This is a genomic window from Paraburkholderia sp. BR14374, from assembly GCF_040948685.1.
In the GTDB taxonomy this organism is placed as follows: domain Bacteria; phylum Pseudomonadota; class Gammaproteobacteria; order Burkholderiales; family Burkholderiaceae; genus Paraburkholderia; species Paraburkholderia youngii.
The window spans coordinates 68,658-91,715 of the sequence record NZ_JBFPKF010000014.1 but is presented as its reverse complement, the minus strand read 5'-3'; the positions used below and the strand labels follow the sequence as shown (position 1 = coordinate 91,715).

Below are 23,058 nucleotides of genomic sequence, written 5' to 3'. Positions count from 1 at the left end.
CTCGAAGAAACACCCCGAACCGAGGATGTTCACCAGACACGACACGTTGCGTCGTTCATATGACGTGGTGATCATCGGCGCTGGAGGCCACGGTCTTGCGTCGGCGTACTACCTTGCGAAGGAGCACGGCATTACGAATGTGGCAGTGCTGGAAAAGGGGTATATCGGTGGAGGTAATACCGGGCGTAACACCACGATCATCCGCTCGAACTATCTGACGCCCGAAGGCGTGAAGTTCTACGACGAGTCCGTGAAACTTTGGCAGGACCTCTCCCAGGACTTCGACCTCAATCTGTTCTATTCCACGCGCGGCCACTACACACTTGCCCATACGGATTCTGCGATGCGCACGATGCGCTGGCGCGCGGAAGTCAACAAACACTACGGGGTGGATTCGGAAGTCGTCGGGCCGAACGAAATCAAGAAAGCCGCACCGATGATCGATATTTCATGCGGGGGTGTCGCGCCGATCATGGGAGCGCTGTATCACGCGCCAGGCGCCGTTGCACGGCATGATGCGGTGGCTTGGGGTTACGGGCGCGGCGCGGATCAACGAGGCGTCGAGATTCATCAGCAAACCGAGGTGCTCGGCATCGACGTGGTGGGGGGCAAGGTCAAAGGGGTGAAGACCTCGCGCGGCTACATCTCGACGAACAAGGTGCTGTGCGCCGTCGCGGGCTCGACCCCTCGCATGACGGACATGGTAGGCGTGCGCACGCCCATCTTCATCCACCCGCTTCAGGCGATGGTGAGCGAGCCGCTCAAGCCCTGGCTCGATCCGATCCTCGTGTCCGGCAGCCTGCATGTCTACATCAGCCAGTCGGCACGAGGAGAACTCGTGATGGGTGCGTCGCTCGATCCGTACGAGCTGCATTCGACCCGCTCCACGCTGGATTTCGTGGAAGGCCTCACTGCCCACATGCTCGAAATGTTCCCGTTCCTGTCGCAGGCGAAGGTGATGCGGCAATGGGCGGGGATGGCCGACATGACGCCTGACTTTGCGCCCATCATGGGCAAGACTCCCGTAGAGGGCTTCTACCTCGATGCGGGATGGGGCACCTGGGGCTTCAAGGCCACGCCCGTATGCGGCAAGACGATGTCGTACACGGTGGCGAACGACACCAGCCACCCGCTGATCGAGGGTTTCTCGCTTGACCGGTTCCGCCGCTTCTCGCTGACGGGCGAAAAGGGTGCGGCATCCGTTGGCCACTGACCTGGAGAATGACGATGAAGATCATGACCTGTCCGGTGAATGGTGCGCGCCCGATGTCGGAGTTTACGTACTGGGGCGAGATACGGCCGATGCCAGACCCGCTGGTCGCGGACGATGCGCAATGGGCCGACTACGTGTTCTGCCGCAACGGCGCTGCGGGCGTGAAGCAGGAGTGGTGGTGCCACACCTCGAGCAACACGTGGTTCATTGCCGAGCGCGATACTGCGAAAGATCTCGTGCTGCGTACTTACCTTGCCGGCGCGGAGGCCTGAATGCGTCTCACACCTCATCGCGGCGAATGGATCACACGCAATACGCACATCGGCTTCTCGTACGAAGGCAAGCACTATAGCGGCCTTTCAGGCGATACGATCACGAGCGCACTGTGGGCATCCGGCGTGCACGTGCTCGGCCGCAGCTTCAAATACCACCGGCCGCGCGGCGTGCTTTCGCTCGCCAATCACGATGTCAACGTGATGCTTCAGGACGGCGCGAGATTGAATGTGCGCGCAGATGTGACGGCCCTGACGCAGGGCAACTGGCATTCGGTCAACACGTTCGGCGGCGTGGACGCGGATCGAGGGCGGGTCATTGGCAAGCTCGCCGCGTTCCTCCCCGTTGGCTTCTACTACAAGGCGTTCCACAGCAAGCGCTGGTTTCCGCGCTGGGAACGCATGTTTCGCGCGATGACGGGCCTTGGTACCGTCGACTTCAACGCGCCGCATATTCGCACACCGAAACGCTATGGCTTCTGTGACGTCCTCGTGGTCGGCGCGGGTCCGTCGGGTCTTTCGGCGGCGCTCGCTGCGGCTCAACAGGGCGCCGACGTCGTCATCGTCGACGAGAACGCGCGCATCGGCGGCAGCGGCGGCTATCAACTGGGTGGCGACGAGAAGCGATTCGAGCGGACCCGTGAGTTGGAGACGGCGGTGCTTGGACACCCGCGCATCCGCGTGATGACGGAAACGCTCGCGGCGGCGTATTACGCCGACCTGTGGGTGCCTCTCGTGGAGCCGACGCGCATTACGAAGATGCGCGCGAAAGCGGTGATCGTCGCGAGCGGTGCATTCGAGCAGCCGGCAGTATTTCGCAACAACGACCTGCCTGGTGTGATGCTGGCTTCGGCGGCGCAGCGACTCGCGTATCGCTACAGCGTCGCGCCCGGGAAACGGGCCGTGGTGCTCACGGCCAACGCCGATGGCTATCGCGCGGCGCTGGACATGCTCGCTCGCGGCATCCCGGTCGCTGCGGTCGTGGACCTGCGCGCATCGCACAAATGCCAGGAGCTCGAACGCGTTCTGAGAGCGAAGGGTGTCGACGTGCTGATGTCGAGCTGTGTCGTCGAGGCCGTGCCGGACGCCAAGGGCAGCCAGTTGACGGGTGTACGCGTCGGCGCGTTCTCGGCGGAAGACGGTTTGCGCGCCTCGACAGTCGCGACGCGCCTGATCGAATGCGACACGTTGCTCATGAGCGTGGGCTGGGCGCCCGCGGCGAACCTTCTGTACCAGGCCAACACGAAGATGCGCTTCGACCATGACGTCGAGCAGTTCGTGCCGGAGCAGTTGCCGCCCGGTGTCTTCGCGTGCGGCCGTGTCAATGGCGTCTATACGTTCGAGAGCAAGCTGCTGGACGGCGCGCGCGCCGGCATTCAGGCGGCGGCGCACAGCGGCTTCTGCGATGTGAAGACGGCGAGCGCGACCCGGTCGCGCCTCGCGGAGCAGGAATCGCCTTCTCATCCCTGGCCGATCGTCGGGCATGATTCCGGCAAGAACTTCGTGGATTTCGACGAGGACCTGCAACTGAAGGACTTCGCGAATGCGGTTCAGGAGGGTTTCGACAACATCGAACTGTTGAAGCGCTTCTCGACAAACGGCATGGGGCCGAGCCAGGGCAAGCACTCGAACATGAACGGCCTGCGCATCCTTGCGCGGCTCACCGGCAAGAAGCCGCAGGAAGTCGGCACGACTACGGCGCGGCCGTTCTTCCATCCGGTACCCATGTCGCATCTCGCCGGCCGTGGTTTCAATCCCGAGCGGCGCACGCCGCTGCACGCGCAGCATCAGTCGCTCAACGCAGTCTGGATGGCGGCAGGGGTCTGGCAGCGGCCGGAGTACTACGCGGTCCCGGGCAAGGCGCGCGGGGCATGCATCGAGGAAGAGGCGCTCGCGGTGCGCAATGGCGTGGGCGTCATCGACGTGGGCACGCTCGGCAAGATCGAGGTGCGCGGGCCGCAGGCCGCGGAGTTTCTGGAACGCGTGTACGTGTCGAAGTACGCAGGCCTGAAGCCCGGCATGACGCGCTATGCGGTCATGTGCGACGAATCGGGCGTGGTGATCGACGACGGGGTGATCGCACGTCTCGCGGATGATCACTTCTACTTCACGACGACGACCTCGGGCGCGGCCGCCATCTATCGCGAGCTGTCGCGGCTCAACACCATCTGGCAACTCGATTGCGGCATCGTCAACGTTACGGGCGCGTTTGCGGCGGTCAATCTCGCCGGCCCGGCGTCGCGTGCGGTGCTTGCCAGGCTCGTCGATCTCGATCTGTCGTCCGCCGCGTTTCCGTATCTCGGTGTGCGCGTGACGGGCATCGCGCTCGATCAGCATCGCGTGCCAGCACGGCTCATGCGGGTCGGCTTCGTCGGCGAATGGGGCTACGAAATCCACATTCCCGCCGAGTACGGTGCGGCGCTCTGGCGCACGCTTCTCGAAGCCGGCAAGGAACACGGCATTCGTGCATTCGGTGTCGAAGCTCAGCGTCTGTTGCGGCTGGAGAAGGGCCACGTGATCGTCAGCCAGGACACCGATGGTCTGACGACGCCGCGCGACGCGGGCATGGAATGGGCCGTGAAGATGGACAAGCCGTTCTTCGTCGGCAAGCGCAGCCTGCAGATCATTAACAGGGCGCCGGCCAAACAGCGCCTCGTCGGCTTTGCTTTGGACGCGGGTCAACGCGAAACCGCGCTGCGCGAGTGTCATCTCGTGATCGATCGCGGCGAGATTGCGGGGCGCGTGACGAGCGTCGCATGGAGCGCAACCCTGAAAAAGACGATCGGTCTCGCGTTCGTGCGGCCGGACCAGGCCGAGCCCGGCACGCGCATCAGCTTCCGTTTGACGGATGGCCGGATGGTTCCCGCAACGGTCGTTTCCACACCGTTCTACGACCCGGAGAACGAACGTCAGAAGGACAGCGTCACGACCGAAACCGCTTCGCCGAAAAAGGAGACCGCATGAACGCGCCACTTCGAATGAGCCCGGTCAGCGATGCACGCAAGCCGGCGAGCCTGCGATGGAGCGTGCGCGACGACATGCGCGTCGTCGAGCAGATCGATGACGCAGACAGCGCACGGGCGCAGACGCTCGGGATTGCCGACGTTTCGTACCTTGCCCGCACCGGCTTCAAGGGCAATGGCGTGGCCGCCTGGCTGCAGGCACAGGGCATTCCTGTGCCGGCGCAGCCCAATAGCTGGGCGCCGCTCGCTGCCGGTGGCGTGGTGTTGCGGCTGGGCCTCGCCGAGTATCTGATGGAAGACGGGCTCATTCAAGGCAGCTCGGCGCGGATGTCGCATCTCGACACGCCCGTGCACGTGTATCCCGTGCTGCATCAGGATGTCGCGCTCGTGCTGTGCGGCGAAGCGGTGCACGAGTTGTTGCTGCAAACCTGCAATGTCAACTTCCGCGCGCTCGATCTGGCGGCCCGGCCAGTCGTGCTGACCTCGATGGCGGGAGTCGCCGTCACCGTCATGCCAGGCGCCCGGGCAGGCAGGCCTTACTACCGGATCTGGGCCGACGGAACGTACGGGCTGTATCTGTGGGAAACCTTCTCGGGCATCGCTGCCGAGCTTGGCGGCGGCCCGGTCGGGATCGCCGCGATTACGGATATCGATCAGTCGCCGCCCCGGTAGTGAGCACGTGGTCGACGCGGGCGCGAACACGGGCCAGCGTTCTCCGAAACCCCTGGACTTATTACGTTTGAGGACATTCACATGACCCCCGAATTCGCCCGCAAGTTTCTAGCAGAAAACGAGGTGAAGTACATCCTCGCCCAGTTCGTCGACATCCACGGAGTGGCGAAGACGAAGTCCGTGCCCGCCGCTCACCTGGACAGCATTCTGACGGCAGGCGCCGGTTTCGCAGGCTTCGCAGTATGGGGGCTCGGTATCGATCCGCAGGGGCCTGACTTCATGGCCGTCGGCGACATCGACACGTTGCAACTCGTGCCATGGCAGCCGGGCTACGCCCGCATCGTGTGCGATGGGCATGTCAAGCGCGAACCCTGGCCGTTCGAAAGCCGCGTGACGCTCAAGAGGCAGGTGCGGCGTCTCGAAGAACGGGGCTGGATTTTGAACACGGGCCTCGAGCCCGAGTTCTCCCTGCTGCGCAAGGGCCCCGACGGCGCGATCGTGCCGTGCGATCACACCGACGCGTTGCCCAAACCCTGCTATGACTACAAGGGGCTCTCGCGCTCGCGCGAGTTCCTCGAACGCCTGACGGATGCGCTCATCAAGGCAGGCATCGATGTCTATCAGATCGACCACGAAGACGCCAACGGCCAGTTCGAGATCAACTACACGTACACGGATTGCCTGAAGTCCTGCGATCACTACGTATTCTTCAAGATGGCGGCCGCGGAGATCGCCAACGAACTCGGCCTGATCTGTTCGTTCATGCCGAAGCCCTTCGCCAACCGGCCCGGCAACGGCATGCATATGCACATGTCGATTTCGGACGGAAAGAAAAACCTCTTCGCCGACGACCACGACGAGAACGGTCTTGGCCTTTCGAAGCTCGCGTATCACTGGACGGCGGGCATTCTCAAGCATGCCGCGGCGCTCACGGCGATCTGCGCCCCGACGGTCAATTCATACAAGCGTCTTGTCGTGGGCCGTTCCTTGACCGGCGCGACATGGGCGCCCGCCTACGTGAGCTATGGCGACAACAATCGTTCGTCGATGGTGCGTATTCCGGGCGGCCGGATCGAACTGCGCCTGCCCGACGCCGCCTGCAACGCATATCTCGCGACCGCCGCCGTGATCGCGGCCGGGCTCGATGGCGTCGAGAACCGTCTGGAGCCAGGCAAGCCGTGCAATGCCAATCTCTATGAAATGTCCCCGCAGGAACTCAATGAGCACGGCATCAGCATCCTGCCGCAGAACCTCTCGGCCGCGCTGCATGCACTGGAGCACGATGAAGTGATGCTCGAAGCGCTGGGACCGGCGGGCGGGGAATTCCTGCGTCTGAAGAACATGGAATGGATCGAGTACATGCGCCATGTGTCGGACTGGGAACAGAAGACGTACCTCGAATTTTTCTGACCAAAACCAGGACAGTTTGTCGATTTGAATGTGATCGCGAGGAGAAAACGATGTGCGGAATTGTAGGACTACTGGTTAAAAAGCCCGAGCTGCGGGGCCGGCTCGGAGAATTGATGGTGCCGATGTTGCTGGGCATGACGGAGCGGGGGCCCGATTCGGCAGGGTTGGCCGTGTTCACGGAGCCCACTGCGGACGGCGTGCGCAAGATCAGCCTCTACTCGGGCCTCACCGATGAGGGCGCCGACTTCAACTGGCAGGGGCTCGCGCATGAGTTGAACGAGCATCTCGGCGCGAAGGCATCGGTGCATGCGAAGGACAATCACGCGATCCTGAGCGTCGCCATCGATCCCGAGACGGTCAAGCACTGGATCCGCGAAACACATCCCCGGCTGCATGTGCTGTCGACCGGCCGCATGATCGACCTGTACAAGGACACGGGCACGCCCGGCATGGTCGCAGACCGCTACGCATTCAGCGGGCTGACGGGCACGCATCTGGTCGGCCATACGCGTATGGCGACGGAGTCCGCCGTGACGCCCGATCGGGCACACCCGTTCACGGCTGGCGAAGACTTTTGCCTCGTGCACAACGGCTCGCTGTCGAACCCCAACGGCGTACGGCGCATGCTCGAACCGCATGGCATTCGCTTCGACACGGACAACGACACGGAGGCAGCATGCCGTTTTCTCGAATACCGGCTGCGTGAGGGCGACGATCTCGAAACCGCCTTGCAAAAGGGCTTCGAGCAGCTCGACGGTTTCTACACGTTCCTGATGGGCACGCCGGACAAGCTCGCACTGATCCGCGATCCGTTCGCGTGCAAGCCGGCCGTCGTGGCCGAGACGGACGACTTCGTCGCCATTGCTTCGGAGTTCCGCTCGCTCGCGCACCTTCCCGACATCAAGCACGCGCGCGTTTTCGAACCGGCCCCAGAGGAGATGTACGTATGGACAGTGTGAACTTCGACCTGGCGTCCGCCTCGGTGACGGACGTGAATGGCTTCCTGCATCGCGAGGCCGCGCAAGCGGGCACGCGCAAGGTGTTCATCTCCAATCCCGATGGTGCGCACAACATCGCCGTGGGACTCGATCTGCCCATCGAGGTGGAGATCGACGGCCACGCGGGCTACTACGCCGCCGGCATGAACAAGGAAGCGAAAGTGACGATCGCGGGCAGCGCCAGTACGGGTGTGGCCGAGAACATGATGAGCGGGCGCGTGCACGTGAAGGGCTTCGCCTCCAATGCGGCGGGTGCATCCGCGCACGGCGGTCTGCTCGTCATCGAAGGCGATGCAGGCCTGCGTTGCGGCATCTCGCTCAAAGGGGCGGACATCGTCGTGAAGGGATCGGTCGGAAGCTTTTCGGCGTTCATGGCGCAGGCCGGCCGGATCGTGATCTGCGGCGATGCGGGTGATGCGCTGGGCGACTCGTTGTACGAGGCGGTGATCTACGTGCGCGGCAAGGTCAAGTCGCTGGGTGCGGATGCGCGTGAAGAGCCGATGCAAGGCGCCGACGTGGAAGCCGTTGCACAGCTGTTGCGCGCAGCTGGCCCAGCATTCGCCGAGTTCGACCCCAAGGAATTCAGACGCGTGGCATCGGCTCGCTCGCTGTACCACTGGAATGCCGACGCGAATCAGGAATATTGAACCAGGGACCCCGCCATGGAAATCAAGCCCGTACACATGAAACACATCGCCACTGAAGAGTCCTGGGGCTTCGACCGCAAGACGATCGACTATATCCAGAACGCCGCGGCACACGGACTGTATGAGATCCGTGGCCTGGGGGCGAAGCGGCGCGTGCCGCACTTCGACGACCTTCTGTTTCTCGGAGCATCGCTGTCGCGCTATCCGCTGGAGGGATACCGCGAGAAGTGCGTGACGAAGACTGTGCTCGGCACACGCTTCGCCAAAAAGCCGATCGAACTCGCGATTCCCATCACAGTTGCGGGCATGAGTTTCGGTGCGCTGTCGGCCAATGTGAAGGAGTCGCTCGGCCGTGCTGCCACGGAGATGGGCACCTCGACGACGACCGGCGACGGCGGTATGACACAAGAAGAGCGGATGTCGTCGAAAACGCTCGTCTATCAGTGCCTGCCGTCGCGCTATGGCTTCAATCCCGACGACGTGCGCAAGGCGGACGCCATCGAGGTCGTGATCGGACAAGGCGCGAAGCCGGGTGGCGGCGGCATGCTGCTCGGCCAGAAGATCTCGCCGCGTGTCGCGAAGATGCGCACGCTGCCCGAGGGTATCGACCAGCGCTCGGCATCGCGCCATCCGGACTGGACGGGCCCCGACGATCTGCAGATCAAGATCCTCGAACTGCGCGAAATGACGGACTGGGAGAAGCCCATCTACGTGAAGGTTGGCGCGACGCGCACGTTCAATGACGTCAAGCTTGCGGTGCATGCCGGCGCGGACGTGATCGTCGTCGACGGCATGCAGGGCGGTACGGCTGCCACGCAAACCTGCTTCATCGAAAACGTCGGCATTCCGACGCTTGCCGCCCTGCGCCAAGCCGTCGACGCGCTCGAAGACCTCAACATGAAGGGGCAGGTGCAGCTCATCATCTCCGGGGGCATCCGCAGCGGCGCCGACATTGCGAAGGCGCTGGCGATGGGCGCCGACGCCGTCGCGATCGGTCAGGGGGTGCTGGTGTCGCTCGGCTGCAATAGCGCTTCGTACGTCGAGGACGGCCACCATGTCAACGCGCTCGACGACTATGCGCGACTCGGCACGGCGCCTGGTTTCTGCCACCATTGCCACACGGGCAAGTGTCCCGTGGGCATCACGACGCAGGACTCCGTGTTGCAGGAGCGGCTGAAACCCGATGTCGGCGCGAAGCGCCTGAAGAACTATCTGAAGACGCTGAACATGGAGCTGACGACGATCGCGCGAGCATGCGGCAAGCAGAACGTGCACCACCTGGAGCTGGAGGACCTCGTGGCGCTCACGGTCGAAGCAGCGGCGATGGCCCGTGTGCCGCTAGCCGGGACCAACTGGATCCCCGGCGTGAACGGCGCACGATGACGGCGCAACTGATTGACGGCCGCCACCTCGCGCGACGTCTGCGCACGCGCTTTCGCGAGCGCGTGGCGGCCTTGGCCGCGCGAGGTGTCGTGCCCGGTCTCGCGGTGGTGCTGGTCGGCGACAACGCCGCGTCCGAGCTGTACGTGGCGAACAAGGTGAAGGCGTGCGCGGACTGCGGTGTCCGCTCGTTCATGCATCGCTTTCACGCGGACTGCCGCGAGGCGGAACTGCTCGACCGGATTGCCGCCCTCAACGTCGAGCGCAGCACGCACGGCATTCTTGTGCAACTGCCGTTGCCGGCGCAGATCAACGTGCGGCGCGTGCTGGAAGGCATCGTGGTCGACAAGGACGTCGACGGTTTTCATCTGTACAACGTCGGCGCGCTGGTGGTGGGCGACTCGATTTTTCCGCCTTGTACGCCGTATGGGGTGCAGCTCCTGCTCGAGACGACGGGCATCGACGTGGCGGGGAAAAACGTCGTGGTAGTCGGCGCGAGCAATATCGTCGGCAAGCCGATGGCGCTGATGTTGCTGCAGAAGGAAGCGACGGTCACCGTTTGCCACGTGAAGACGCGGGACCTCGCACAGCACACGATCCACGCCGATATTCTCGTCGTCGCGGCGGGCAAGCCCGGGCTCATCAAGGCCGAAATGGTCAAGGAGGGTGCGATCGTCATCGACGTCGGGATCAACCGGATGCAGGACGGGCGCATCGTCGGCGATGTGGACTTCGAGCCCGTGCGCGAGCGGGCGGCATGGATCACGCCGGTGCCGGGCGGCGTGGGTCCGATGACGGTCACGATGCTGATCGAGAACACGCTGCGCTCTGCCGAACGGTTTGCGGACGGCCATGCGTTTCACCCGCCGCAGCCGTTCTGGCAGGTGCCGGCAAGTTAGGCGGCAAAGTATTCTCCTTGATTCAGTGTGTTTCGGGCGCCCTGCGGACGCCCTTTTTGTTTTCCGCCACCCACGCCCGTGGATCGCTAACGGCTGCTGTCGTTGCCGATCGCGCTGGCCGTCGCGAGCAGCGCCTCGGCCATCCGGATGCTGGCGGCATCGATCAGGCGGCCATCCAGCGATACCGCGCCTTTGCCCTCCTTCGCGGCCTGCGCCATGGCGTCCATGATGCGGCGCGCCTTCGTCACTTCCGCTTCGGCGGGCGTGAACACCTGGTTCGCGTGTTCGATCTGCGACGGATGAATGGCCCATTTGCCTTCGTAGCCGAGCACGGCGGCGCGGCAGGCTGCTGCAATGTAGCCATCGGGGTCGCTGAAGTCGCCGAACGGTCCGTCGATGGGACGCAGACCGTACGCGCGGCAGGCGACCATCATCCGCGTTTGTGCGGCATGCCACTGATCGCCCCAGAAGTAGTCGCGTTCGCCGCGCTCATTCTTGTCCGCGAGCACGCCGTAATCGCGATTCACGCCGCCGATCACCGTCGTGCGTGCGCGCGTCGAGGCCGCATAGTCTGCGACGCCGAACGACATGGCTTCGAGCCGCCGGCTCGACTGAGCGATGCTCTCGACGTTCGCCATGCCGAGCGCGGTTTCGATCAGCACCTCGAAGCCGATCCGTCGTGTGCGATTGCGTGCCGTTTCGATCTGCGTGACGAGCATGTCGACGGCGTACACGTCGGCAGCCACGCCGACTTTGGGGATCAGGATCATGTCGAGGCGCGGGCATGCCTCGACGATATCGACGACATCGCGATACATGTAATGCGTGTCGAGTCCGTTGATGCGGACCATCATCGTCTTGTTTCCCCAGTCGATGTCGTGGAGTCCTTCGATGATGTTCTTGCGTGCGTGCTCCTTGTCGTCCGGCGCGACGGCATCTTCGCAGTCGAGGAAGATGATGTCCGCGGCCGAACGTGCGGCCTTTTCGAACATCGCGGTGTTCGAACCGGGGACGGCTAACTCGGAACGGTGCAACCGTGCTTTGGCCTGCTCGATGACAGTGAAACTCATAGTGAAATCTCCTGGGTTGTCCAATAGGCGCGGCGCGGACCGGCGCAAGGGCGCTCAGCCCGTCGCGCCGAAGCCTGACGCAATGCAGTTGATGGAAAGCAGCAGGGGCACCTGATAGGCCCGGCGCTGCCGTTCGGTCTCCGCCGTGCGGTAGAGGCGCAGCAGTTCGACTTGTTGCCGGCTGATGAGGTCGATGGCGGGCACGCGCCGCTGCAGGCGGGCGCTGAACTTCGGAAAGCGCGTGCCCAGGCCGGCCGAACCCGTGACGGCCTGCACCATCTTCACGGTGAGCCGGTATTCGGCTTCGACTTGCGAAAAGATCGTGTCGCGGATGTGGGCATCCTGCACGAGGCTCGCGTATTCGCGCGCGATAACCAGGTTCACCTGTGCCAGCGTTTTCTCGACTTCATCGATGACGAGCCGGAACACCCGTGACTCGTCGAACATCCGCCGCAGCAGCTCGGCGCCGCGCTCCTGCCGTACCGCGAGAAAGCCCTCTATCGCGCTGCCGACGCCGTACCAGCCAGTGAGCGCATGCCGGTTCTGCGCCCATGCGAACACCCACGGAATCGCACGCAGATCCTCGAGGCTCTTTGCGCCAAACCGGCGGGCAGGGCGCGAGCCCATGTTGAGCATCGACAGTTCTTCGAGCGGACTGGCGGCCTGGAAATACGCAAGCATGCCAGGCTGTTCGATGAACTTCACGTACGCTGCCCGCGACGCGCCGCTGAGCGCTTCCATCGCCTCGTCGAATTCGCCCTTGGGCAACAATGCGTCCTCCCGCTCGGACTTCAGCGTATGTTCAAGCACGCTCGATGCCAGCAATTCGACGTGATACTGCGCCGTGCCGCGATTCGCATATTTGAACGAGACCACTTCACCCTGTTCGGTGACGCGAAAACGTCCATTGACCGAACCGGCGGGTAGCGCGGCAATGGCGCGGCCAGCGGGAACGCCGCCGCGGCTAACCGATCCACCGCGCCCATGAAAAAACGCGATCGTGACGCCAAGCTCGTCGCCAAGCCGCTTGAGCTTCGTTTGCGCCTTCGACAGTTCCCAGTTGCTGGCGAGAAAGCCGCCATCCTTGTTTGAATCGGAGTAGCCGATCATGACTTCCTGCACGCCGCCTTGCGCGCGTATGCTGCGACGGACCATCGGCACTGCCAGCAACTCGCGCAGTATCTCGGGTGCCCGGCGCAGGTCGTCGATGGTTTCGAGCAGGGGCACGACGGGCAACGTGCAGCTCTCGGTGCCGAGCCAGTCGGAAAAGAGGCCGGCCTCCTTTGCCAGCAGATAGACGCCGAGCACATCGCTCGCTCGATGCGTCATGCTCAGAATGAACGCGCCGAACGCATGACGGTCCACCCGTTGACGCATTTCGAGCACCGTACGGAACATCTGCAGTGTCTGCGCTTCGTCGGGCGGCAGCGATTCGAAACGGCGGGTCCTTTGCGCTTCGCTCTCCGAGGGCTTTCCCAGTTCGCCGATCAGCCAGGCTTTCCATTCGGGCGAGTCGCTCGCGGGCGGTTCGCCCGCGGTCCCGCATGTCGCGCGCCACAGCGCGCGCAGCGTTTCCCCGATGACCGTTGTGTTCTGGCGCAGGTCGAGTTGCACGGTGCTGAAGCGAAACGTCTCGACTTCATGACGCAACGGCCGCACGAGCATCCGTGCGAGCTGCTGGCTTTGTGTCGCGAGTAGCGCCTGCTCGATCACGAGCAGATCGGCCGCCAGATCATCCGCGCTCGCGTATGCGCCCGGAACCGGCGAACCGTGGCTCGCCTGATTGGTGTCGGCAAGCGTCGCATCGAGGCGGCGCAGGATGCAGGTCAGGTATTGCCGGAACAACTCCCCAGGATTGCGCGATGCGATCGGCCCGGGTTCGCCGCTGCGCGTCAGCGCGCGAGCCAACGCTGCGTGGAAACTGTCCGGTACGGGCAGCGCTTCGGACGTGATGCTGAGCATCTGCGTCAACTCGACGAGACGTAGCCGGTATCGCTTGAGAGACGCAGCCCGGTGCTCGTGCAAGGTAGCGCGTGTGACGCTGTCATCGACGAAGGGATTGCCGTCGCGGTCTCCGCCTATCCACGAGCCGAACTGGAAGAAGCGCGGCATGTCGAATTGCTCGCCCGGATAACAGCGCTCGAGCGCGCTCTGCAGCTTATCGATGAGTTGCGGCACGGCTTCGAAAAGCGTTTCGCCGAAGAAGTGCAGTCCCCATGCGACTTCCTGCGCAACGGTGGGCTTTTCAAGCCGCAATTCGCCGCTCATCCACAAGAGCTCGATGTCGTTGCGGAGCGCGAGGACGAGCGTATAGCGCTCTCGCGGCGTCCAGCGCGGGGATTCGAGTTCCATTAGACGCCGGTAGATGCGCCGGTGGCTTTCGAGCACGGTGACTCGCTTCGCTTCGGTCGGGTGAGCCGTCAGCACAGGCCGCACTTTCAGATGGCTCAGCGCGTGGCGTACTGCGGCGGCGGGGACGCCGGCGCCGGCGACTTCGGCGATGACCCGTGCAAACGAGTCGGGCAGCCGGTCGTAGCCGCCTTCGATCTCGATCTCGCGGCGCCGGCGCATTGCGGTGCTCTGCTCGGCGATGCTGAGCAACTGGAACCACATGCCCTGGGCTTGCAGCATGCGTCGCAGGACGACGCGCGCGGTGCGATCGTTCATCCGTTCGTGCATCAGTTCGCTCATCGACTCGTGTGCGGACTCGCCGCGCAAAGCACGTTCCACCTCGGGCTGACGGGCGCGCGCGACGTCGCACAACAGTTGCAACAGGAGGTCGATCACTGCGTGCTCATAGTTCTCCGCGCTGAGCGTGGGCAAGGACGCCGAGGCCGTTGCGAGCTTGTGCAGCCCGTCGTCGGCGGTGTGTCCGAGCACATGGAGGGGGCGCACAGTCTCGACGCGCGGCGAGTCGGACTGTGTGTCTGTGCCATAGCCCCAGTCAGGCAACGCGGCGCGTGACATTTTGTTCGAGCACAGAAGCAACCGTGGAACCCAGGTCGGACGCGCTGGGCGCAACCGCAAGGCCGTAGGAATGCATGATTTGCGCTTTTTCGGCCGCGCTGTCGCCCGCTGCCGAGATGATGGCGCCCGCATGTCCCATGCGCCGTCCTTTGGGCGCGGTCAAGCCCGCTACATAGCCGACGACAGGCTTGGTCATATGCTCGCTGACCCACCTGGCCGCTTCAGCCTCTTGCGGGCCGCCGATTTCCCCGATCATCACGACAGCCTCGGTTTCGGGGTCCTGCTCGAACAATTTCAGGTGGTCGAGAAACGAACTGCCGTTGATCGGGTCGCCGCCGATGCCCACGCTCGTGGTGACGCCGAGGCCGAGCGCATTGAGTTGCGCAGCGGCTTCATAACCGAGCGTGCCCGAGCGCGAGACGATGCCGACATTGCCGCGGCGGTAGATATGGCCGGGCATGATGCCGAGCATCGCGCGTCCCGCGCTGATGATGCCCGCGCAGTTCGGACCGACCACCATGGTGCGGGTCTCCTTCGGATAGCGAAGGAGATAGCGCTTCACGCGCATCATGTCCTGCGCCGGAATGCCGTCCGTGATCACACAGACGAGTTTCAGGCCCGCGTCGGCGGCTTCCATGATGGCGTCGCCGCAGTAAGGGGGCGGCACGAACACGAGGCTCGCAGTTGCGCCTGTTTCGCTCACGGCGTTTTTCACGGTGTCGAACACGGGGCGCTCGAGGTGATGCTTTCCTCCCTTGCCGGGAGTCACGCCGCCGACCACGTTCGTCCCATAAGCGATCATCTCTTTCGCGTGGAATGAGGCCTTGTCACCTGTAAAGCCCTGTACGATGACGCGAGTGGTTTCGTCGATCAGGATGCTCATGTCGGTAGTCCTTATCTGTGGTTGGCCGCGCGGCGCGCACGATGCGCTTTCGAGGCCTCGACGGCCTTTTGCGCCGCTTCCAGCAGCGAATCTGCTGTGATGATGGGCAGGCCGCTGTCCTTGATGATGCGTCGCCCCGCCTCGACGTTGGTCCCCGCGAGGCGTACCACGAGAGGCACCGTCAGTCCCCGGGCCACCCGTACGACGCCTTCGGCGACCCAGTCGCAACGATTGATGCCGGCGAAGATGTTGACGAGCACGGCCGACACGTTGCCGTCCGAGAGCACGAGGCGAAACGCGGCCGCCACGCGCTCGGGCGATGCGCCGCCGCCGACGTCGAGAAAGTTGGCGGGCTCGCCCCCGGCATATTTGATCGTGTCCATGGTGGCCATCGCGAGCCCGGCGCCGTTGATGATGCAGCCGATATCGCCGTCGAGCCCAACATAGTTCAGGCCAAACTGAGCGGCCTCGGCCTCACGGGGATCCTCCTGCGTCGGGTCGCGCATCTCCGAGACGTGCGGATGCCGGAACAGGCCGTTGTCGTCGAACGATATCTTTGCGTCGAGGGCAATGACGCGATCGTCACCGGTCACGACGAGCGGATTGATTTCGACCATCGTCGCATCGAGGTCACGAAATGCCCGATATGCGCCCATGATCGCGGACACCGCGCGGCTCACCTGCTTGATGTTCAGGCCAAGTCCGAAGGCGAGTTCGCGCGCCTGGAATGGCTGCAAGCCGACGGCGGGCTCGACGACTGTCTGGAGCACGGCTTCCGGGTTCGTGTGCACGACCTCTTCGATATCCATGCCGCCGTGTGCGGAAACGATGACGCGCACGCGTTCGGCTTTGCGGTCGAGCACGATGCTCAGATAGATTTCCCTTTCGAATCTCTCCGCGACCTCGATGTAGACACGCTCGACGATCTTGCCATCCGGTCCCGTCTGCGCCGTCACGAGGCGCTTGCCGAAGAGACCGGTGGCCGCTTCATGCACGTCGTGGTAGGTCTCGCATAGCTTGATCCCCCCCGCCTTGCCGCGCGCGCCGGAGTGGACCTGAGCCTTGACGGCCCAATGCCAGCCGCCGAGTTCCGTCGCGCAGTACACGGCCTGGTCAGGTGTGTAGGCGACCGCGCCGCGCTGGATCGGCACGCCGAACCCAGCCAGCAGGTCCTTGGCCTGATATTCGTGAATGTCCATATCGGTGTCTCCGGTGGATTGCGTCGTTTGCGTTGCGAGGTTGTGCGTGGTCCCGTGGCGCTCAGACCACGAGGTTGCGGGGCTCGCCGCGCGCGAATGCCTCGATGTTCTCGATCAGCTGGTCGGCGAGGAACTGCATGGCATTGCCGGAAGCCCAGGCGACGTGCGGGGTCAGGACGAAGTTGGGCAAATCGAGCTCGAGCAGGGGATTGCCCGCGACAGGCGGCTCGTGGCTCAGCACGTCGAAGCCGGCGCCCGCGATCAGTCCTTCCTTGAGTGCAGTGGCAAGCGACGCCTCGCACACGAGCCCGCCTCGTGCCGTGTTGATCAACAGAGCGCTACGCTTCATGAGGCGCAGCTCGTCGAGTCCGATCAGGTTGCGCGTGGCGGCGGTGAGCGGCGCATGCAAGGAGATGACGTCCGACGTGCGCAGCAGCGTGTCGAGCGAGACGTATTCGAGGTCCGGCGAGCGGGGGCGCTTCGCGTCGTGAGCCGCGAAGACGACACGCATACCGAAGGCCCGGGCAATCTGTGCCGTTGCCTGGCCCAGAGCGCCGCCGCCGATAATGCCGAGCGTCGAACCGTGCAGGTCACGGATGGGATGATCGAAGAAGCAGAACTGCTTTGCCTGTTGCCAGCGCCCGCGCGACACATCGCTGCGGTAAGCGAGCAGGTTGCGCCGCAACGCGAGGATCAGCGCGAAGGTATGCTCGGGCACCGTATGGGTCGCGTAGTTGCGAATGTTCGCGACCGCGATGCCGCGCTCGCGGCAGTACTCGGTATCGACACAGTCGTAGCCCGTCGCCGCCACCGCGATCATCCTGATCGACGGATGCCTTTCGAGCACATTGGCTCGCAGCGGCACCTTGTTGGTGATGGCGATGGTCGCGCGTTCGAGCCGATGCCCGACCTCGTGCGACGATGTCGACGCGAACTGGACCCACCCATGTTCGAACGCCGGGCGACGGACATCGGCGTTCAATGTCGATCGGTCGAGAAAGACGATTTCGTGTTGCATGATGTCATTCCTGCCATAGAGTGATCGGAAGGACTGCGATCTGACGCGCCTCGGCCTGAAGATTTCATCGAGACCGCCGCAATCAGGCCGCGGCGACACGGCGCAGCGCCGGCTTGGCGACGGGGTCTGCCGCGGCTTGCGTGTGGGTGCGCCAGTACTGTCCGGCTGCACCCACGCCGCTGCCCGCGCAAACGTCGATACCGGCATCGAGCATCGCCATCTCCGCGCCCGCTATCGCGCTCATCAGCATCAGTTCGTTCAGGTCTCCGAGGTGGCCGATGCGGAATACCTTGCCGGCGACCTTCGAGAGCCCGGCGCCGAGCGCGAGGTTGTAACGGCGAAAGGCCGTGTCGATGACCTGTGCGGCGTTGAACCCTTGGGGCACGACGATTGCCGAGACCGTGTCCGAGTGCCACTTTGGCGCTTTTGCACACAACTCCAGACCCCAGCCTTCCGCGACGGCGGCGCGCACGCCAGACGCGAGGTAGTGGTGGCGTGCGAAGACCCGGTCGAGACCCTCGTCGAACAGCAGGTCGAGTGCTGCGCGCAGTCCGTAGAGGAGTGACAGCGCAGGGGTGTAAGGGAAGTAGCCGGTTGCGTTGGCGCGCACCATATCGGCGAGATCGAAGTAGCAGCGGCGCGATTTCGCCTGCGTAATCATCTTCAGCGCCTTCTGGCTCACACACAGGATGCCGAGTCCCGCAGGCAGCATCAGACCTTTTTGCGAGCCGGTCACGGCGAGATCCACGCCCCATTCGTCCATGCGGAAGTCGATGCAGCCGATCGAACTCACGCCGTCCACGAACAGCAAGGCAGGGTGGCTCGCGTCATCCATTACGCGACGCAGTGCGAGGATATCGCTCGTCACGCCCGTCGCGGTTTCGTTGTGGCAGGCGAGGATGCCTTTGATTGTGTGCTGGCGGTCCGCCTTCAGGATCTCGCCGATCCGTTCGACGGGCACGCCTTCGCCCCAATCGACATCGAGAATTTCCACGTCGAGTCCGAGACGCTGCGCCATATCGGCCCAAAGGTGGCTGAACTGGCCAAAGCGCGGAACGAGAACGCGGTCACCGGGCGAGAGCGTGTTGGTGAGAGCCGCTTCCCATGCGCCCGTGCCTGACGACGGAAAGATGAAGGGCTGGCCGTCTGCCGTCCGGTAGAGCGTTTTCAGATCGGCAAGCAGACCATGCGCGAGTTCGGGAAACTTCGTCGAGCGGTGATCTTCCATCGATACGACCATCGCGCGTTGTACGGCGTCGGGAATGTTCGTCGGACCGGGGACTGCGAGGATGTTACGTCCCGGAATACGCGTGACTGGCGTGTTCGACATGACTGTCTCCTTGGGTAGTGGTCGTGAAAAATCGTCTGGAGGTTTCAGTGCGCGGTGCGCGCAGTTGCGGCCGATGCGTCGTCGTTCGCAGACGCGCCGGGCGTCGTCGCGACGGGCCCATCGCGATAGACCGGAAACCTCGCGGTGAGGGCGAGCACGGCGTCGGCTGTGCGACGGATGACGAGATCGTTGGCGGGCGCATCCAGCACGTCGGCGATCAGATGGGCAAGCTCGCTCGTTTCGGCTTCGCGCAGGCCGCGTGTCGTGATGGCAGGCGAGCCGATGCGCACGCCGCTCGTGACGAACGGCTTTTGCGGATCGTTGGGAATGGCGTTCTTGTTGACGGTTATGAGTGCGCGGCCAAGCGCGGCTTCGGCCTCTTTGCCTGTCACATTCTTCGCGCGCAGGTCTACGAGGAACACGTGTGAGTCGGTGCGTCCCGACACGATGCGAAGGCCGCGTTGCTGAAGCGTTTGCGCCATGACTCGCGCATTCAGGAGTACCTCTTGCTGGTATTGACGGAATTCGCCGGTCATCGCTTCGCGCAGGGCGGCCGCCTTGCCCGCTATCACGTGCATCAGGGGGCCGCCCTGGATGCCGGGAAAGATCGTCGAGTCGATTGCCTTCGCCGCTTGCGCATTGGCGAGAATCAGCCCGCCACGTGGCCCGCGCAGCGTCTTGTGAGTGGTGGTGGTCACATAATCTGCAATGCCGACAGGGCTGGGATAGAGTCCGGCCGCGATGAGACCGGCATAGTGCGCCATGTCGACGAGCAGCGTTGCACCGACGCTGTCGGCGATCTCGCGAAAGCGTTGCCAGTCAATCACGAGCGAATAGGCTGACGCGCCTGCGACGATCATGCGCGGGCGATGCGTCTGCGCCAGCTTGCGCACTTCGTCGTAGTCGATGACTTCCGTATCCGGATTCAGGCCATACGACACCGCATTGAACAGCTTGCCGCTCACGTTGACGGAGGCGCCGTGCGTGAGGTGCCCGCCATGCGCGAGCGACATGCCGAGAATCGTGTCGCCCGGCTTGAGTGCGGAGAGATACACGGCCTGATTGGCCTGCGAGCCCGAGTGGGGCTGAACGTTTGCATATTCGGCGTTGAACAACTGCTTTGCGCGGTCGATCGCGAGTTGCTCGACCAGGTCGACATGTTCACATCCGCCGTAGTAACGCCTGCCCGGATAACCTTCCGCGTATTTGTTGGTCAATTGCGACCCTTGCGCTTCCAGCACGGCGGGCGACGTGTAGTTTTCGGATGCGATCAGCTCGATGTGGTCCTGCTGGCGCTGAGTCTCGCCTGCGATGGCCCGATGCAGCTCAGGGTCCGTCACCGCAATCGTGTTTTTGTAGCTGAACATGGCTGAACCTCGCTTTAGTGGAGTCGTTCACTCGGCAACCCGCGCGTTCCCTTGCCGCTTTGCTGCGGTCGGCTGGTTGGCATTCCTGTGAAACGATCGTAGCGCCATGCACGCGGAAACACTCATTCGGCTTACTTATTCGACCCATAACCCTGCATGCGAGCCTTGCAGGACGGGCTTTTCGCCTTGCGGAGTACCTCTTCATGGGCATTGCGCGCCCAGGTCCGGCTGATAGAGTTGAGGCGTGAAATCAGGCCGCTTCGAGCGTGCGGCCCGGGCATTCGGGAGGCAAGGAAAAGCGATGCTGCATCTGACTTTGCGCCAGTTACAGGTATTCGAAGCGAGCGCGCGGCATCTGGGCTTTTCGCGCGCAGCCAGGGAGCTTCACCTGACTCAGCCAGGCGTTTCGTCGCAATTGAAGCAGCTCGAAGCGATCGTCGGTATGCCGCTGTTCGAACAGGTCGGCAGACAGGTGTTTCTGACCGCGGCCGGCAAGGAGCTTTACAACCATACGCGGCTGCTTCAACAGCAACTGTCCGTCCTCGAAGAGTCGCTCGACCAGTTGCGCGACACGAAGCAAGGAAAGCTGAAAGTGTCCCTGGTTAGTGGCACGGCCAACCCGCTAGCACTGCAGTTGATCGCGAAATTTACTCGCGCGTTTCCTGGCGTGACGGTGAGCCTCTCGGTAGGAAATCGGGAGTGTGTTCTCAACGAGCTTGCTACCAACGAAACGGACGTCGCGATCATGGGGGCCCCGCCTGAAGGACAGGGTCTGGTCGCTGTGCATGTGGCGAGCAATCCGCTTGTGATGATCGCGCCACCCGATCACGCGCTCGCACGGGAGCGCCGCATCGCGTTGAGCACGATCGAACGCGAAACCTTTCTCATGCGTGAGTCGGGTTCGGGAACCCGCCGCGCGGTAGAGCGCTTCTTTGCCGAGCATCGCATCAATTTGCGGCCCGGGATGGAAGTGAGCAGCAATGAGGCCATCAAATGGGCCGTGCAGGCGGGAATGGGACTGTCTGTCGTCGCGCTCGCAACGATAATGGCCGAATTGGAAACCTTGCGACTGAAGGTGCTTGACGTCGAGAACTTTCCGATCCTCCGGTATTTGTATCTGGTGCATAGAGAATCCAAGCAGCTTTCTTCAGCCGCGTCGGCGTTCAGGGAGAGCCTGATGAGTGGGGCGCAAGAGGCGGGCGAGCGCGTAGCAATGCAAGTCTAGGCCCCGGAGTTCCCGCGACCATAGCGAAAAGGAAACCACATGAATATGATCGACAAAAACCTCGCGGCGAGGCCCTACCTCGCTTCGTCGGGGATGGACATGATCTTCATCGAAGGCTTTCAGGGCGATACCGTCATCGGGATAGATCCCGATGAACTGACTGCGCTGCAACCCGTGCGAATCGACTTGTGGGCCGGGGTACCGCATAGCCACGCATGCGATACGGACGCTATTGCCGACACGATCGACTACGGCAAGGTTCATGAGGCGCTGCAATTGCAACTCGTGCACCACAGGGTGAAATTACTGGAGGCGCTGGCAGAGTCGATTGCGCAGATGCTATTGGCCGATTTCAACGCGCATTGGGTGCGCATTTCAATTGCGAAGCCAGCGAAGTTCGCAAACGTCAAGGCTGTCGGCGTGACTATCGAGCGCACCATACGATGGCCGTAAGCGGCACATCGGCTCGCCTGGTTCTCGCGTCATATCTGCACGAAGGGGCGGGCGGCCGGGTCATGAGGGGTGAGGTCGGCGAACTGCCCTTCGAGCCACGCACCAGACTTCTCGATCAAAAAACGGCGGAACGCCACGCAGGTCGGAGACATCCGCTTCGCCTTCATGTGAACCACGTGCCACACACGGTTAATGGGCGTGCCGTTGACATGCAGGACCGACACTTCGCCCGTCAGCAGTTCGAGCCGTAACGTATGCAGCGGCAACACACTGACGCCGATGCCAGCGGCCACCGCCTGCTTGATTGTTTCGTTGCTGTCACAGGTGAGGGTGCGGGCTGGAGTGAAAAGATGATGGCGAAACATTTCGCTCGCGACGCCCTCCGTATCGGAACCTGGCTCACGCATCAGAAACGTCTCGCTGCGCATTTCGTGCAAGTCGAAGCATGCCGCGTCGATAAAAGGATGATTCGTGCTCGCGACGACGACATGCGGGTTGTACGCGAGCGGCTCGCTGTGCGCTTCGAGCTCGACGGGAGGCCGGCCCATGACGGCGAGGTCGATCTCATTGTCCTGCAACTGGCGCAGCAGTACGTCACGCTTGCCGATTGAAAAGCTGATATCGACCTTGGGTTGACGTTCCACGTAGCGCGCAATCTGGCGAGGAATGAAATAGCGGGCCGTGCTGGCGATTCCGATGGAGATATTGCCGCCATCCGCCGATGAAAGGCAACGCATCGCATCTTCGGCATCCTTGATGTCACCGAGAATCCGCTTTGCGTGGTGAGAAAGCGTCGAACCGGCTTCCGTCAGGGCAATGCGCCTGCCGATGCGCTCGAATAGAGGCACTCCAATCGCCTCCTCGAGCTGCTTGATCTGCATTGAGACGGCGGGTTGGGTCAGGTGCATGGTTTCCGCGGCGCGGGCGAAGCTCTCGTATTGAGAGGCGGCAGAGAAGATCTGCAACTGACGCAGCGTGAGATTGCGAAGGAGATTGAGCATGATCGGCACTCCTGGATGCGACAGATAAGCATCGCTTAAAACGCAAGTAAAAACATTTGAGTTTTCCCCGAGTATGCGCTGGCTTACCGTT

At 63.2% G+C, this 23,058-nt stretch carries 19 protein-coding genes; 11 read left to right on the top strand and 8 right to left on the bottom strand.

Annotated features, from left to right (window positions below):
• Window positions 1-25 precede the first annotated feature (25 nt).
• From AB3X86_RS26920 to folD, 9 genes are all read left to right on the top strand, one after another.
• Window positions 26-1,213, top strand: a complete 1,188-nt coding sequence (locus AB3X86_RS26920) for an FAD-dependent oxidoreductase (protein ID WP_255208991.1) — start codon at window positions 26-28, stop codon at window positions 1,211-1,213.
• Window positions 1,214-1,227: 14 nt separating this feature from the next.
• Window positions 1,228-1,485, top strand: a complete 258-nt coding sequence (locus AB3X86_RS26915; RefSeq protein ID WP_176110953.1) for a sarcosine oxidase subunit delta — start codon at window positions 1,228-1,230, stop codon at window positions 1,483-1,485.
• Window positions 1,486-4,449 (top strand): glycine cleavage T C-terminal barrel domain-containing protein, encoded by a 2,964-nt coding sequence (locus tag AB3X86_RS26910; protein ID WP_368598354.1) that lies wholly within the window; start codon window positions 1,486-1,488, stop codon window positions 4,447-4,449.
• Complete coding sequence (locus AB3X86_RS26905) at window positions 4,446-5,120, top strand: hypothetical protein (protein WP_368598353.1); 675 nt, start codon at window positions 4,446-4,448, stop codon at window positions 5,118-5,120. The genes AB3X86_RS26910 and AB3X86_RS26905 overlap by 4 nt, the downstream gene beginning before the upstream one ends.
• A gap of 81 nt (window positions 5,121-5,201) precedes the next feature.
• Entirely contained in the window at window positions 5,202-6,530 is a 1,329-nt protein-coding gene (gene glnT / locus AB3X86_RS26900) for a type III glutamate--ammonia ligase (RefSeq protein WP_184226723.1), read from the top strand.
• A 50-nt stretch (window positions 6,531-6,580) separates the two neighbouring features.
• The gene (locus AB3X86_RS26895) at window positions 6,581-7,489 is read left to right on the top strand and encodes an amidophosphoribosyltransferase (protein WP_176368160.1); all 909 of its coding nucleotides are present in this window, start codon (window positions 6,581-6,583) and stop codon (window positions 7,487-7,489) included.
• On the top strand, window positions 7,477-8,175 hold the full coding sequence (locus AB3X86_RS26890; RefSeq protein ID WP_368598352.1) for a protein glxC: 699 nt from the start codon (window positions 7,477-7,479) through the stop codon (window positions 8,173-8,175). The genes AB3X86_RS26895 and AB3X86_RS26890 overlap by 13 nt, the downstream gene beginning before the upstream one ends.
• Before the next feature lie 15 nt (window positions 8,176-8,190).
• Window positions 8,191-9,558: an FMN-binding glutamate synthase family protein gene (locus AB3X86_RS26885; protein ID WP_176110947.1), complete on the top strand. Its 1,368-nt coding sequence runs from the start codon at window positions 8,191-8,193 to the stop codon at window positions 9,556-9,558.
• A complete protein-coding gene (gene folD, locus AB3X86_RS26880) occupies window positions 9,555-10,454 on the top strand; it encodes a bifunctional methylenetetrahydrofolate dehydrogenase/methenyltetrahydrofolate cyclohydrolase FolD (protein WP_368598351.1) in 900 nt (299 codons plus the stop codon). Before AB3X86_RS26885 ends, folD begins: the two co-directional genes overlap by 4 nt.
• A gap of 86 nt (window positions 10,455-10,540) precedes the next feature.
• On the opposite strand, the gene AB3X86_RS26875 is transcribed toward folD, so the two are convergent.
• From AB3X86_RS26875 to glyA, 7 genes are all read right to left on the bottom strand, one after another.
• Window positions 10,541-11,524 (bottom strand): CoA ester lyase, encoded by a 984-nt coding sequence (locus AB3X86_RS26875; RefSeq protein ID WP_176368162.1) that lies wholly within the window; start codon window positions 11,522-11,524, stop codon window positions 10,541-10,543.
• A gap of 54 nt (window positions 11,525-11,578) precedes the next feature.
• On the bottom strand, window positions 11,579-14,491 hold the full coding sequence (locus tag AB3X86_RS26870) for a phosphoenolpyruvate carboxylase (protein WP_368598350.1): 2,913 nt from the start codon (window positions 14,489-14,491) through the stop codon (window positions 11,579-11,581).
• Window positions 14,469-15,374, bottom strand: coding sequence for a succinate--CoA ligase subunit alpha (gene sucD / locus AB3X86_RS26865; RefSeq protein WP_368598349.1), 906 nt, complete (start codon window positions 15,372-15,374; stop codon window positions 14,469-14,471). The genes AB3X86_RS26870 and sucD overlap by 23 nt, the downstream gene beginning before the upstream one ends.
• Window positions 15,375-15,385: 11 nt before the next feature.
• Complete coding sequence (locus AB3X86_RS26860; protein ID WP_368598348.1) at window positions 15,386-16,573, bottom strand: malate--CoA ligase subunit beta; 1,188 nt, start codon at window positions 16,571-16,573, stop codon at window positions 15,386-15,388.
• Between the two features lie 61 nt (window positions 16,574-16,634).
• Window positions 16,635-17,591 (bottom strand): D-2-hydroxyacid dehydrogenase, encoded by a 957-nt coding sequence (locus tag AB3X86_RS26855; protein WP_368598347.1) that lies wholly within the window; start codon window positions 17,589-17,591, stop codon window positions 16,635-16,637.
• Window positions 17,592-17,673: 82 nt separating this feature from the next.
• Window positions 17,674-18,921 carry an aminotransferase class V-fold PLP-dependent enzyme gene (locus AB3X86_RS26850; protein WP_368598346.1) on the bottom strand — a complete coding sequence of 416 codons (1,248 nt, stop codon included), beginning with the start codon at window positions 18,919-18,921 and terminating at the stop codon, window positions 17,674-17,676.
• Window positions 18,922-18,965: 44 nt separating this feature from the next.
• Window positions 18,966-20,288, bottom strand: a complete 1,323-nt coding sequence (gene glyA / locus AB3X86_RS26845; RefSeq protein ID WP_368598345.1) for a serine hydroxymethyltransferase — start codon at window positions 20,286-20,288, stop codon at window positions 18,966-18,968.
• Between the two features lie 301 nt (window positions 20,289-20,589).
• Here glyA and AB3X86_RS26840 point away from each other — a divergent pair, with 301 nt between their 5' ends.
• Window positions 20,590-21,513, top strand: a complete 924-nt coding sequence (locus AB3X86_RS26840; RefSeq protein WP_368598344.1) for a LysR family transcriptional regulator — start codon at window positions 20,590-20,592, stop codon at window positions 21,511-21,513.
• A gap of 39 nt (window positions 21,514-21,552) precedes the next feature.
• The gene (locus AB3X86_RS26835) at window positions 21,553-21,966 is read left to right on the top strand and encodes a dihydroneopterin aldolase (protein WP_176383687.1); all 414 of its coding nucleotides are present in this window, start codon (window positions 21,553-21,555) and stop codon (window positions 21,964-21,966) included.
• Window positions 21,967-21,995: 29 nt separating this feature from the next.
• Here the strand turns inward: AB3X86_RS26835 and AB3X86_RS26830 are convergent, their stop codons facing one another.
• Window positions 21,996-22,967, bottom strand: coding sequence for a LysR substrate-binding domain-containing protein (locus AB3X86_RS26830; RefSeq protein WP_368598343.1), 972 nt, complete (start codon window positions 22,965-22,967; stop codon window positions 21,996-21,998).
• Between the last annotated feature and the right edge of the window lie 91 nt (window positions 22,968-23,058).